Consider the following 13,082-nt stretch of genomic DNA (forward strand, 5'->3'; position numbering starts at 1 on the left):
TTCTATGAGATCGATTATCAAACACCCAAAAAACGACTACATTTGGCAGGTTGGATACCCACTTACAGGACCCTCTCCATGCGTATTGCAAACAATGTCACTGAGCTGATCGGCAACACCCCGTTGGTCAAGCTCAACCGGATCACCGCAGGCTGCCATGCAACCATCGCCGCCAAGCTGGAATTCTTCAACCCCGGACACAGTGTCAAAGACCGTATCGGTGCCGCCATGATCGATGCCGCCGAAGCAGCAGGTCTGATCAAACCCGGTACGGTGATTGTCGAGCCGACCAGCGGCAACACCGGCATTGCCCTGGCCATGGTCTGCGCGGCGCGCGGTTACCGCTGCATTCTGACCATGCCGGAAACCATGTCGAAGGAGCGCCGCATGCTGCTGCGCGCCTATGGGGCAGAGCTGGTGTTGACACCGGGACCAGATGGCATGGGTGGCGCCATCCGTAAAGCAGAGGAAATCGCGGCCAGCGACCCTGCGACCTATTTCATGCCGCAACAATTCAACAACCCAGCCAACCCGGCCATTCATCGCGCCACCACGGCAGAGGAAATCTGGCGGGACACCGATGGCCAAGTAGACATTGTGGTGGCTGGTGTTGGCACCGGCGGCACCATCACCGGGGTGGGTGAGGTACTGAAAGAACGCAAACCAGGCATGCAATGCATTGCTGTCGAGCCCGATGCCAGCCCGGTCTTGTCAGGCGGCCCTAAAGGCCCTCACCCGATTCAGGGTATTGGCGCGGGCTTTGTACCCGGCGTATTGAACACCCACATCTATGACGAAGTCGTGCGAGTCAAGAATGAAGACGCCTTTGACATCGCGAGGCGGATGGCCAGTGAAGAAGGTCTCCTGGTCGGCATCAGCTCTGGCGCAGCGGTCTGGTCTGCCTTACAGGTCGCACAGCGCCCAGACAATGCAGGTAAATTGATTGTTGTCGTGATCCCGTCGTTCGGAGAGCGCTACCTATCGACCGCCCTGTTTGCCAACCTTGCGGACTAGACACCACACACCCACCTCACAACCCACCTTGACCTGATCTGGGCTTGGCCCCAAGCGCAAAGTGCGCCGTTTCTGGTGAGCCAGACGAGTGATTTGACGCGACGGCCAGCCCAAGGTGGGTTCATGTTCATCCGGTCGGCCTCCTCCCTCCTCTGCCACCCACACCCTCGGCCAGACTGACGGGCATGGCACTCATCCCGTTCCAAAGCCTGTTTTGATTCAGGCAACAAAACAGGGCCAACCGATCCCGATCGCAGTTGATTTTCAGCACAGTCAATTCAATCAACTCACCTCGAAAACCGCATGCAGATTGATTCTAGCGTTGCTTTCCCGTGGCAACCCGACACGAATCAATATTCATCGGACTTCCCATATTTAATTATTCATGATAACGTCATCCAATAAAAATACGGTTCCACCATCAAATAGATGGACAAAATCGTCGTCAAACCTCTCACCTATTACCAATAGGGAATGAGTAGTCACAACACAGTGTATTCCACCACATGAATGTCAATTGAAAGACGCTTGGCAATATCCATGCAGCTGGCGATTGAATTGGCTTTCAAATGATCTGTTTATGTTTTTCCAGATCAGCAAATGGCAGGAGTTACTTATCTCTATCAATGAACATGTTATTAAAAGCCTGATCTGACTTGGGCAATCTGTTTCATGGAAATCAGATCCAGTCAAGTGCAGATCATTCATTGCTTTGAATCAAAGACTTGACTAGCTCGCATTGGAAGTAACGTGAATCCCAAGACCATTCTCTGTGTTGTCGGCACCCGGCCTGAAGCAATCAAGATGGCACCTGTCATCGAACGACTGAAAGGCGAGCAATGGGCCAATGTCCGTGTCCTGGCCACTGCTCAACATCGGCATCTGTTGGATCAAGTCAACCAGTTCTTTGGCATCGAGCCCGACATCGACCTCAATATCATGCAACCCAATCAGTCACTGACCACGCTGACAGCTCGGTTATTGCTGAATCTGGATGAAATATTTCAAGCCGAGAAGCCTGATGCGGTATTGGTACAAGGAGATACGACCACGGTCATGACCGTTGCCTTGGCTTGTTTCTACCACAAGATACCCGTTGGTCATGTGGAAGCCGGCCTGCGTACCTGGGACATGCAAAACCCATTCCCTGAAGAGGCCAATCGGGTAATTGCGGGCAATCTTGCCAAATGGCACTTTGCACCCACAGAAGGATCGCGGCAGAATCTGCTGCGTGAAGGTATTCCTGACGATGAGATAACCGTTACTGGTAATACGGTGATCGATGCTTTATTGATGGCCACCCAAAAGGAATTGACACTGGGTGTCGAAATTGACCCTGGCAAAAGACTGATTTTGGTCACCTCTCATCGTCGTGAAAACTTCGGGGCGCCATTTCGCAATATTTGCCAGGCACTTCAGATACTGGCAAAGAACAATCCGAATGTGCAATTCCTATATCCAGTTCATCCAAACCCTAATATCAAGAACGTCGCATATGAATACCTTGGCGGTCTATCTAATTTCTTGCTGTGTGAGCCGCTGGATTACGCCCCATTCATCGCCGCCATGAAAAGAGCGTATCTGATCCTGACCGATTCCGGCGGCGTACAGGAGGAAGCGCCTGCCCTGGGCAAACCAGTGCTGGTACTGCGCGATGAAACAGAGCGCCCCGAAGCAGTCGAGCAAGGTGTGGTCAAGCTGGTGGGGTCTAATTGCCGCAATATCGTTGAATACACGCAACGCCTGCTCAATGACAGCGCGGCCTACCGCCAGATGGCCCGTGGCATTTCCCCCTATGGCGATGGCCGGGCATCGGAACGTATCGTGCAGACCTTGCACGACCATTTCAAGCAGTGTGCCTGACGAGATGCCACTGCCCGCAGAGGCCCTGGGCAGCCGCCCCGGCCTCCGTCATCCTTTTTCCGACAGGAGCATTGAAGCCGAGTCAACAGCAGCCAAACCAAGCTGGTATTGACATTCAGGCAAGTTAGCTGCATCACAAGGCTACAGATTGGTTATACTGTGCGGGCCTCCCATCCGCCGGACACAAGCATGGATAACGACATCTCGAAGCTGAAAATCGAACGTCAGCCGTTGTTGGCAACACCGCGTAAGTCCCGTCATCTTGGTCGTTGGATCGGCGGCACTTTGGCCGTTCTTGTGGTGGGGGGATTGGTGATCAGCATGGCGAACCGGCCCACCCCGATTCAGCTGACCTCGGTGACACAAGCTTATCCTTCACAGGCCCTCAGTGTATTGAATGCGACTGGCTATGTGGTGGCGCAGCGCAAGGCATCGATTGCCTCCAAAGCGACAGGGCGGCTGGAATGGCTGGGCGTGCGTGAGGGCTCGACCGTCAAAGCGGGCGAGCTGATTGCCAAACTGGAGAACGCCGACCTCAAGGCGAATGTGTCACAAGCAGCTGCCAATATCGACATAGCCCGTGCCCGCCTGCAAGAGGCTGAGGCCGAGCTGCAGGATGCCCAACGCGCATATGATCGGGCACTGGATCTCAAAAAGCAGAATTTCATCTCCAATGCCGAGTTGGATCAGGTAAAGGCCCGGCTGGATCGCGCCAAGGCTGGTGTCTCGGGAGCGAGATCAGCCATTGGGGCCGCTGTGGCAGGTACAGAAGCAGCCAGAGTCGCCGTGGCCAATACCGAAATCCGTGCCCCATTCGATGGCGTGATTCTGACCAAGAATGCCAATGTTGGTGATGTGGTGGCGCCATTTTCATCCAGCGCCGAAGCCAAGGCAGCCGTGGTCACCATGGCGGATTTGAGCACACTGGAGGTCGAAGCCGATGTGGCGGAATCCAGCGTTGGCAAGGTCAAGGTCGGCATGCCGTGTGAGATCCAGCTTGATGCATTACCCGACATGCGCTTGAAAGGGGTGGTGGCCAGCCAAGTGCCGTCGGTGGATCGCTCCAAAGCCACGGTCATGTTCAAGATCCGCTTTGTGGAAAAACATGATCAGGTCCTGCCGGAGATGAGCGCCAAGGTTGCATTTCTGACACGCGAGCTGAATACCAATGAGCGCCAGCCCAAGGTGGCCATCACCCCCACCGCTTTGTCTGGCGAGGGTAAGCAGACGTGGTTATGGCAGGTGATCGATGGCCACGCGAAAAAGGTTCAAGTCGAGCGTGGCGAACAACTGGGTGATCTGCAGACCATCCGAGGGCCGGTCAAACCCGGTGACAAAGTGGTCAACAAACCCTCTGAGCGCTTGAAGGACGGCGGCGCCGTGGTGGTGGCTGAAAAATGAGTGATGCCGTGGCTGTGTCGTTGATCAATGTGGCCAAGTCTTACCAGCGAGGCGATCAGATCGTCCCGGTGCTGACCGACATCAGTTTCGACATCAAACATGGTGATTTTCTAGGGCTGATGGGGCCATCGGGCTCTGGCAAATCGACACTGCTGAATTTGATTGCCGGCATCGACAAACCCACATCAGGACAGATTCTGGTCAATGGGCAGGACATCTCGACACTGGGCGAATCCGCACTGGCGACCTGGCGGGCCAGCAATGTCGGCTTTATCTTCCAGTTCTACAACCTGATGCCGGTGTTGAATGCCCTGGAGAATGTCGAATTGCCGCTGATGCTGACCGGCCTGACCACCAGGGAAAGACGCAGCCACGCCGAGGCCGCGCTCGCCATGGTCGGGCTGGCGGATCGGATGCATCACTACCCGAATGAGTTGTCTGGGGGACAGCAACAGCGGGTGGCCATCGCCCGCGCCATCGTGACCGACCCAGCGTTGATCGTGGCAGATGAGCCAACCGGGGATCTGGATCGCAAATCGGCTGGTGAGATTCTGGACATGCTCGATCAGCTGAACACCCAACTGGGCAAGACCATCATCATGGTGACCCATGACCAACGGGCTGCCGAGCGGGCGCATGCAGTGCGGCATCTGGAGAAGGGCGAGTTGTCATCGCTGGAGCTACACGACTAGCGACAGACCACGCCCCGCACCATCCAACAAAAGCCGCTGCCTGTAGCGGCTTTTGCCTGCCAGGGCCAGATCAGAACCCCAATGTCGCACCATCCGGATTGCGCGGATCTGAGTACCCATACAGGCCATCCTCACGCACTTGAATGGTCTGCGTACGACCCATGGTGGGCTTCACCGCCACTTTGTATCCCTGCTCACGCAAGATTTTCAATGTATCCGGGCTCAAGCCCTTTTCTACGCGCAGCTCGTCTGGCAACCACTGGTGATGCACCCGTGGTGCGGCTGCTGCTTCTGCTGGGTTCATACCGAAATCGATGGCATTCACGATGGTCTGCAGGGTCGTGGTGATGATGCGGGCACCACCGGGGCTGCCGGTCACCAACCAGGGTTTATTGTCTTTCAGCACGATGGTCGGCGACATGGAGGATAACGGACGCTTGCCCGCCCGGATGGCGTTCGCCTCGCCACCAATCAAACCATAGGCATTGGGCACGCCGGGCTTGGCCGAGAAGTCGTCCATCTCGTTGTTCAACAGAATCCCCGTGCCTTGCGCCACGATGCCCGAGCCGAAATTCAGGTTCAGCGTGTAGGTGACCGCCACCGCATTACCTTTGTTGTCCACTACCGAGTAATGAGTGGTCTGATCGCTCTCATACGGCTGAGGCTTGCCGGGCTTGATCTCGGTGGCAGGCAACACCGCCGTCGGGCTGATCCGCTTCGCCAATTCGTCTGCATAAGCCTTGGCCGTCAAGCCTTTGACTGGCACTTTGACAAAATCAGGATCGCCCAGGTACTCCGACCGATCGGCATAGGCTAGTTTCATGGCTTCCGCCAAGAAATGGATGGTCTGAGCGCTGTTGACGCCGGATTCCGACAGTGGGTAGCGCTCCAACATGTTCAGGATCTGCACGATGTGTGTGCCGCCCGAGCTGGGTGGTGGCATTGACACCACCTGATAACCACGATACACGCCGCTGACGGGTGCACGCTCCGCCACTTGGTAACGTTTCAGGTCATCTTTCGAGATCAGGCCCCCATGCTTTTCCATCTCAGCCACGATCTGGTCTGCAATCGGCCCTTCATAAAATGCCTTGGCGCCTGCCTTGGCAATCAGCCGCAATGACCTGGCCAGATCTTTCTGCACCAGCTGCTCGCCCATCTTCAGGGGCTGGCCATCCTTGAAAAATATCTCACGCGTACTATCCCACTTACCCAGGTTGTCCCGCTCGATCATCAACATCTTGGCCAGGGTCGGGCTCACCACCATGCCCTCTTCCGCCAGCTTGATGGCCGGGGCGATCACGTCTGCCAGACTCATACTACCCCAGCGTTTGAGGGCATACTCCATACCTGCCACCGTGCCCGGCACGCCGATGGCCAGGTGGGTGTAGGTCGAGCGCCCAGCGACCACCGCCCCTTTTTCATCCAGATACATATCACGACTGGCCTGCAATGGCGCCATCTCGCGGAAATCCAAGGCAACAGCCTTGCCGGTCTTGGCATCATGCAACACCATGAAGCCCCCGCCGCCCAGATTACCTGCATTGGGCAACACCACCGCCAATGCAAACCCAACCGCCACAGCGGCATCCACCGCATTGCCACCACGCTTCAGGATCTCAACCCCCACCTTGCTGGCCAACTCGTGCTCAGCGGCCACCATGCCATACTTGGCATATACCGGGTGGAAAATGTCCTGCTCATAGTCATACTTGATCGAACCAGCCGGCGTGGCGTCTGCCCAGGCTTGGCTAGCCCCCACTGCGCAGGCCACGCCCAATGCCAAAACCCCCATGCGAAACATGCGACCCATTCCATTCATTTTCATGTCATCCTCTATCTCTTCTGCTTTGGTATTCAGTCCTTTACGAGCACGAAGCCCAGCCAACAGAACCTGGCACAGTGCCTGGGCTCTGGCATTCATCCCCTAGATCAAACGGATTGGATCATGCCCAGTCCATAATGCCTTCGCCCACCCCACCTATGATGATGTGAATGAAGTGTAGGCTCAGTTTGTGCATTCCAGCAGCTTGCCTGTCAGTCGTTAATCAGGGCTATCCCACACACCGTAGGTATGGAGCCCAGTCACACGCCCAGTGCCTCCGCCTGCATGGTTCGCCACCAAGCATGGCAAAAAAAGCTTTTCAAAGCGGTTACTTATCGACGAAATTGGCGTAAAGTGAAATGATCAGACATGACCCGAGTAGGGACAACTGAAACGGTGGGACAAGACTCCCCTCACCGATGACCGGCATGCCCCGATATTGAGCGGATTCCAACTCACCCAGCTGGCACACTGGCCAGCACGGCAGGAGACCTATCATGGCCATCTCGATCAACAGCACATCGTCCTTGTTTTCGCAGAACAAGCTCAATGACATCCAGCAATCGCAGAACAAAACCCTGCAATCCCTCTCCACCGGTAAACGCATCAACAGTGCTGCCACTGACCCGGCTGGCAGCGCCATCATCGAGCAATTTGCCGCCCAGATTGCAGGGAGCAATCGAGCCAGCGCTAACCTCAATGATGGCATTTCGCTCACTCAGGTAGCGGACGGCGCGCTGGAGCAGTTGCAATCCAACTCACAACGGCTGCGCGAGCTAGCCGTGCAGGCGGGCAACGGCAGCCTGAGCAGCCAGGATCGCTCCGCGTTGCAGGCTGAGGCCGATCAGCTCAGTCAATCCAATGCTTCGATTGTAGCCGACACCAATTTCAACGGCACCGCACTGTTGCAGGGCAACAACACTCTTGCATTTCAGTCAGGCCCCAACGCAGGTGATCAAATCGCCGTCACCGCCACTAATCTGTCGAGCCCACCCGGGGGAGGCGGGCTTTACTCACTGGCAGGCAGCATCGATCTGACCAGCCAGGCCAGCGCCACACAATCATTGCAAAACCTTGATAGCGACCTATCCACCCTGTCGAAAACCCGTAGCGACTTTGGTGCGGTCAGCAATCGCTTCAGCGCTGCAATCAGCAATCTTGAACAAGCTTCGGTCAATTTGTCTGCCGCCAAAAGCCGCATTGGTGATACCGACTACGGTGCTGCCACTGCAGACTTGGCTTCGCAAAACATCCGCGCCCAAGCCAACCTGGCCATGCAGGCTCAGGCCAATGCCCAACCCAAGCAGGTGCTGAGCCTACTGGGCCGCTGATCGTTCGTCTTCCCTCGCAGGGTGGATTCAGCACACATTCACCCTGCCCCACCTACCATCCTCCCACCGCCCGCACACATTGTCGTGGCTTCCACAGCTGGTTACACTGCCGCTTTTGCGTCATTCACCATTTGAGAATATACCTATGAAGTTACGCACCACCCTTACCGCTGCTTTGATCATCACCCTTGGCCTGTCAGCCTGCGCTACAGATGAATATGGTCGCTCACGCCCACTGACCAATGCCGAAACCGGCGCCATCATCGGCGTAGTGGGTGGTGCAGTCGCGGGCGCAGCCATCCACCACAAAAACCGTGGCAAAGGTGCGCTGATTGGTGCGATTGGCGGCGGTATCGCAGGCGGGCTGGTCGGCAACTACATGGACAGCCAAGCCAAGGATCTGAACCGGGTGCTGGCGAGTGAAGTGCAGCAAGGCAATATCCAGATCACCAAGGTAGGCGAGCACAATCTACGCATCACCATGACCAACACCACCGCCTTTGCCACCAATTCCTACGCCATCAAGCCGGGCTTCCTGCCTACGATGGATAAAATCGCCAAAGTCCTGAACACCTATGGCAAGACCACTTTGGAAATCGAAGGCCACACCGATAACGTCGGCTCGGACGCCAGCAACCAGACGCTGTCGGAAAACCGTGCCAATGCAGTTGAAGAGTATTTGCTGAACCGACAGGTCGCCCCTGAGCGCCTGCGTGCCTATGGCCGTGGCGAAACCCAGCCCCGTGCCAGCAACGACAACGAGGCAGGCCGAGCCCTCAACCGTCGCGTCGAGATCCTGATTGAGCCGGTCATCCAAGGCTGATCGACACTGGTTTGTGTTGACATGGCCACGGCCTGGGCTGGTAGACCCAAGGGGCAAAGACCTGCTCAGGCCATGACCGCACGGTATGTTGATCCGTGCTGCTGATTCAACAAACAAACCACTTGACCAAACAGGATGGATCACCATGCCGCAGCCCACGCTCACCACTTACGACAGCTGGCCCACTGAGGCGCTGATCATCGATCAAGGGCTTGAGGATTCGAATGCCAGCGCAGCCCCGCTGCACGAGGTGAAACAGCTTGCATGCCTTGCCCGATCAGAATCAGGGCAAGTCATCGGTGGGGTGCTGGGCCGTTGGTGGGGGAAAAGCTGCGAACTCCAGGAATTGTGGGTGCTTCCAGAACGGCGCGGTGCGGGCCTGGGGTCTTCGCTCGTGTGCGCCTTTGAGCAACTCGCCAGCCAGCAGGGGTGCTCAAACGTCTATCTGGAAACATTCAGCTTTCAGGCACCCAGACTCTACCTGTCTTTGGGTTACGAAATTCAGTACCAACGATCCGGCTTTCCCCATGGCATCATCAAGTATCATATGGAAAAAGCACTGGCATCATCATCAACCCAAGCCAGCACTCAACGTTGATGCGATGGTGAACCAATCCAACATCGAACTCAAACCAGCCATGGCTGCCGGGCAGCATCGCTTATGAAAAACTACTTACATATCCTACTGAAAACGCTACTGCCAACCTTGGCCGGCTGCATCGCAGGTAGTCTACTCACCACCATAGTGATCATGGTGACTCTGCAGGACACCGTTTCGTTGGCAACTTTCATCGTGTTTACCCTGATGGCCGCCATGTTTGCCATCGTGCCAAGTTTGTTGTGGGGAGCCTCACTCTACGCACTGACCGTGCTGCACGGCAGGGCATCATACCTCTCTACCATGATCATTGGTGCCATACCCGGCTTCATCCTGTATTTACTGCACCGGTCCGAATTTACGGAGTTGTGCCTTTACTACGGTATAAGCATCGGGGCCTGTACCCATTTCTTTGCCAAGTTACGCCCGAGAGTCTGACCCTGCTGCCAATACGCCAACAGGGTCAAGCAGGACAAGCCCCAGCCTAGCTGGGCGCTACCGTGCAGCCTTATTGCATTTTGTCGAGATTACCGATCCGCACCAGCATTTCAGTGAACATCTGCAGATCACTACCCAAATCCGCGATTTCCTTGTACTCCTTAGCGTTGTGAGCCGTATATTTTTTTCCAGGCATGGCCGGGCCAAAGTTGATGGCATTGGGCATCTGCTTGGCGGTGGTGCTGCCAGCCGTCGATACAGACTTGGCATCCAGCCCTGTGACCTCACCAAAGATATTCAACAAGGTAACCAGCCAAGGACCTTTCGGGTCGCGGGCCATCCAATTGCCTTGGCTGTGGCTGATCTCCAGATTGACCCGGTTTGACTCAGCCCAGGCATTCACCTTACCCGCAACAGCCTTGCTCAGCACATCTGGCGTCCTACCACGTGGCATGCGGATATTGGTGGTGACCTCCAGCTTGCCATCTTTTTCACGCAGATAATTCGGTGACATGGTCAGCGGCCCCATGAAATCGTCTTGATAGGCCAAGCCCATTTGCTCACCCCAGTATCCAAGCCCATACAGGTCATTGATATATTGCACGGCCCGCGAATAGTGATTCAGCGCGAATTTGACGCCAGATGCCTGCAGGAACATGGTCAGACGGGGCACAGGATTGATCCCCTCTTCCGGTCGTGAGCCATGGGCTGATATGCCAGTGACCTTCACCTCAATCCCCTCGCTCAGCGCTTTAAACGCAATATTGAATGCCCCACCCTTTGGCGATATCTGCTTGATAAATGGCTCACGCGCTGCCGCCAAGCGACTGGCCACCTGAGCCAGATCCCCACCTTTGATGACCGCAGTAGCCGTTTCGGGCACGGTATTCGCAGAACCCGCTCCACTCATTGCAACGATGGTGACCTCATCCTCCGCGCCAGCCTCCACCGGGAAGAAAACCTTCAGATTCCCCGCCCCCTTTTCAGCCACCACCGCCGGATACTTACTATCAAGCACGATATTGTACTCAGGCAAGGTAGCATGCTCACGATAGTATTTGATAGCATCGCCACCCGTCTCCTCAGTGGTATCAATCATCAGGCGAATGGTGCGCTCCAGCGGTACACCACTCTCTTTGACCACCTTCATGGCATACAACACCGCCGCAACAGAGCCTTTATCATCAATAGTACCTCGACCATACAATCGGCCACCGATCCTTGCCATCTTGAATGGATCGAGCTTCGTTCCATCGTCCAGCACCCATTCATCAGCCACGACAGGCACCACATCTGCATGGGTCAAAATACCAAATTCCTCTTTGCCTTTACCCTGCAGCCTGACCTCGAACACCCGGTTATCAACATTGCGGAACGCCAACCCGAAGTCTTTTGCGATTGATTCGACCAACTTACCAAATTCCAACATGGCCGGGTCTTCATAAGGTGGAATTTTCTCGTTGCGCACAGTCTTGATAGACACCATCTTGTCAATGGCGTGAATCACCGCTTCCTGATTGTTGATGCGGTTATAGACACCCAATAACCGCCCAATATTGATCAACTCGTCGCCACTCAGCGCCGACCGGGCCAGATATTGGCTGACAGCCTGCTCGGCCAAAGGCTGCTCAGCTGCAGCCTGTTTCAGCCAAACTTTCAACTCAGGTGGCGGCTCAGATAGTGGCACCTGGATCAGCTGATCCAATGCAGGTTTTTTCAGGGTTTCTGCTTGTGTCAGCTGACTGAAGACCAGTGTCAGTGCAAGAGAAAATGTCGTGGCAACGAACCCTGTGTATTTCATCAAATTGGCTCCCAATCGGTCGAATCATCAAGAGGGCACTCCCGCCATACATTGATTGACTGGCTTTTGGCACATGACCAATGATCGGGAGCAGCGACAAATCCAGACAGTATCGCCAGCCCCCATTGAGTTGGTCAACCCTCCACCCGACGTGATGCCACCTTCTTAGGCAAGCCTCCTCAGCGACACCCTGATGAGATCAACAACAGAGATGCGTTGATCGGTGCGTACCCAACCCAAAGGGGAAACATATCATCAGACAAATATTCCCGTTAAGCGAATACCAGCCTGCAGCACGCATCGACAAATCGGCAACAGATCGCTAGCATGCATAACGCAAATGCATCATGTACATGCATGATGCGATTTGTAAAACAATCCAACCAATTTCCTACTTAAAAATATGATTTCCAAACCTACTAAGTGGTTTATTTCCGTATTGGCAATAGGTTTTTCCTCCTGGGCATCCGCCTACACTGGTCAGTTTTTCTCACTGAATGCAAATTTCAGCCAGAAAAATATCCAAATACATGATCCCTATCCGGGTGATGGCTTGACACCCACAATCACTTTTGGAAAAAGTAAATATAGCGGATTGATTCAGGCCAAAGGCTCCAACCGAGATAACGGAGTAGCTGCCTTACCTACGGACCAATTCACCAGTCTGAATTATAGCGATGAGTACTCAACCACATCAGCCATCGCCAACGATCACTCCCTCACCATAACTTCAGAAATCCATCCCGATCACTTGGTCAATCCATTTGAGTGGGCAGCTGTTGATGCACATGTCCACCACAGAATGCACTTTACCTTTACCGGGCCTAGTCTGTTGGAGCTCGGAGTGGTTATGGATTACAAAAACAACCAACACGGGCGTTCAGATATACCCTTGGGCTATGGCACATTGACACTGGAGATACTGAAAACTGGAACGGATGAGATCATTCGGGAATTATCATATGCAGTTATCCCACCTTATGATTCCACCGGTTTACTTGATGTACACTTTCCCATTCTGACTGCGGATGAGGTAAATACTCAGGAGTTTGACGTTCTGGCGAAGCTCGATCTCTTCCACCAGCTCAACGCCCCAACCAGCGCAGTGCCAGCACCTGCGACGCTCGGATTGACTTTAATTGGGTTAGCAACTGCTTTGCTTACCCGACGCCCCCCATCTTCAGTAGCAATCCGCTTTGGAGTCCGGGGTTAGTTTAACAGTCCTTTCCGCCAGTAGTCGGGCATACTCGGAGGGCGTCAGCCCTCCCAGTGCCTTCTTCGGACGCGCTTCATTGT

The 13,082-nt window shown here is 54.9% G+C and carries 11 protein-coding genes; 9 read left to right on the plus strand and 2 right to left on the minus strand.

The genetic code is table 11. From position 1 onward, the window contains the following. Positions 1–78: 78 nt before the first annotated feature. The 4 genes from cysK (at position 79) to HNQ59_RS14820 (ending at position 4,970) form a co-directional block, all read left to right on the plus strand. The gene (cysK, locus tag HNQ59_RS14805; RefSeq protein WP_184041071.1) at positions 79–1,014 is read left to right on the plus strand and encodes a cysteine synthase A; all 936 of its coding nucleotides are present in this window, start codon (positions 79–81) and stop codon (positions 1,012–1,014) included. A 750-nt stretch (positions 1,015–1,764) separates the two neighbouring features. Then, positions 1,765–2,877: a non-hydrolyzing UDP-N-acetylglucosamine 2-epimerase gene (gene wecB / locus HNQ59_RS14810; protein ID WP_343074289.1), complete on the plus strand. Its 1,113-nt coding sequence runs from the start codon at positions 1,765–1,767 to the stop codon at positions 2,875–2,877. Positions 2,878–3,066: 189 nt separating this feature from the next. Beyond that, positions 3,067–4,278, plus strand: coding sequence for an efflux RND transporter periplasmic adaptor subunit (locus HNQ59_RS14815; RefSeq protein WP_184041074.1), 1,212 nt, complete (start codon positions 3,067–3,069; stop codon positions 4,276–4,278). Continuing rightward, a complete protein-coding gene (locus HNQ59_RS14820) occupies positions 4,275–4,970 on the plus strand; it encodes an ABC transporter ATP-binding protein (protein WP_184041077.1) in 696 nt (231 codons plus the stop codon). The genes HNQ59_RS14815 and HNQ59_RS14820 overlap by 4 nt, the downstream gene beginning before the upstream one ends. A 70-nt stretch (positions 4,971–5,040) precedes the next feature. Here the strand turns inward: HNQ59_RS14820 and ggt are convergent, their stop codons facing one another. After that, positions 5,041–6,792 carry a gamma-glutamyltransferase gene (ggt, locus tag HNQ59_RS14825; protein WP_425491398.1) on the minus strand — a complete coding sequence of 584 codons (1,752 nt, stop codon included), beginning with the start codon at positions 6,790–6,792 and terminating at the stop codon, positions 5,041–5,043. A 500-nt stretch (positions 6,793–7,292) separates the two neighbouring features. On the opposite strand from ggt, the gene HNQ59_RS14830 reads away from it, so the two are divergent. The 4 genes from HNQ59_RS14830 (at position 7,293) to HNQ59_RS14845 (ending at position 9,985) form a co-directional block, all read left to right on the plus strand. Beyond that, the gene (locus tag HNQ59_RS14830) at positions 7,293–8,126 is read left to right on the plus strand and encodes a flagellin N-terminal helical domain-containing protein (protein WP_184041082.1); all 834 of its coding nucleotides are present in this window, start codon (positions 7,293–7,295) and stop codon (positions 8,124–8,126) included. A 145-nt stretch (positions 8,127–8,271) separates the two neighbouring features. Next, positions 8,272–8,949, plus strand: coding sequence for a YiaD family glycine zipper/OmpA-like lipoprotein (locus HNQ59_RS14835; RefSeq protein WP_184041084.1), 678 nt, complete (start codon positions 8,272–8,274; stop codon positions 8,947–8,949). 145 nt (positions 8,950–9,094) lie between these two features. After that, the gene (locus HNQ59_RS14840; protein WP_184041085.1) at positions 9,095–9,547 is read left to right on the plus strand and encodes a GNAT family N-acetyltransferase; all 453 of its coding nucleotides are present in this window, start codon (positions 9,095–9,097) and stop codon (positions 9,545–9,547) included. 63 nt (positions 9,548–9,610) lie between these two features. Beyond that, on the plus strand, positions 9,611–9,985 hold the full coding sequence (locus tag HNQ59_RS14845; protein WP_184041088.1) for a hypothetical protein: 375 nt from the start codon (positions 9,611–9,613) through the stop codon (positions 9,983–9,985). Positions 9,986–10,055: 70 nt separating this feature from the next. On the opposite strand, the gene HNQ59_RS14850 is transcribed toward HNQ59_RS14845, so the two are convergent. Continuing rightward, entirely contained in the window at positions 10,056–11,786 is a 1,731-nt protein-coding gene (locus HNQ59_RS14850; protein ID WP_184041090.1) for a dipeptidase, read from the minus strand. Positions 11,787–12,189: 403 nt separating this feature from the next. On the opposite strand from HNQ59_RS14850, the gene HNQ59_RS14855 reads away from it, so the two are divergent. Beyond that, positions 12,190–12,999 (plus strand): hypothetical protein, encoded by an 810-nt coding sequence (locus HNQ59_RS14855; protein WP_184041092.1) that lies wholly within the window; start codon positions 12,190–12,192, stop codon positions 12,997–12,999. The last annotated feature ends 83 nt before the right edge of the window (positions 13,000–13,082 follow it).

Source organism: Chitinivorax tropicus, assembly GCF_014202905.1.
In the GTDB taxonomy this organism is placed as follows: domain Bacteria; phylum Pseudomonadota; class Gammaproteobacteria; order Burkholderiales; family SCOH01; genus Chitinivorax; species Chitinivorax tropicus.

Excerpts from the sequence above, each read along its gene's own strand:
- ggt (WP_425491398.1), bottom strand. The coding sequence starts at position 6,792 with ATGAATGGAATGGGTCGCATGTTTCGCATGGGGGTTTTGGCATTGGGC.
- HNQ59_RS14845 (WP_184041088.1), top strand. The coding sequence starts at position 9,611 with ATGAAAAACTACTTACATATCCTACTGAAAACGCTACTGCCAACCTTG.
- HNQ59_RS14840 (WP_184041085.1), top strand. The coding sequence starts at position 9,095 with ATGCCGCAGCCCACGCTCACCACTTACGACAGCTGGCCCACTGAGGCG.
- HNQ59_RS14850 (WP_184041090.1), bottom strand. The coding sequence starts at position 11,786 with ATGAAATACACAGGGTTCGTTGCCACGACATTTTCTCTTGCACTGACA.
- HNQ59_RS14830 (WP_184041082.1), top strand. The coding sequence starts at position 7,293 with ATGGCCATCTCGATCAACAGCACATCGTCCTTGTTTTCGCAGAACAAG.
- HNQ59_RS14815 (WP_184041074.1), top strand. The coding sequence starts at position 3,067 with ATGGATAACGACATCTCGAAGCTGAAAATCGAACGTCAGCCGTTGTTG.
- HNQ59_RS14855 (WP_184041092.1), top strand. The coding sequence starts at position 12,190 with ATGATTTCCAAACCTACTAAGTGGTTTATTTCCGTATTGGCAATAGGT.
- HNQ59_RS14820 (WP_184041077.1), top strand. The coding sequence starts at position 4,275 with ATGAGTGATGCCGTGGCTGTGTCGTTGATCAATGTGGCCAAGTCTTAC.
- HNQ59_RS14835 (WP_184041084.1), top strand. The coding sequence starts at position 8,272 with ATGAAGTTACGCACCACCCTTACCGCTGCTTTGATCATCACCCTTGGC.
- cysK (WP_184041071.1), top strand. The coding sequence starts at position 79 with ATGCGTATTGCAAACAATGTCACTGAGCTGATCGGCAACACCCCGTTG.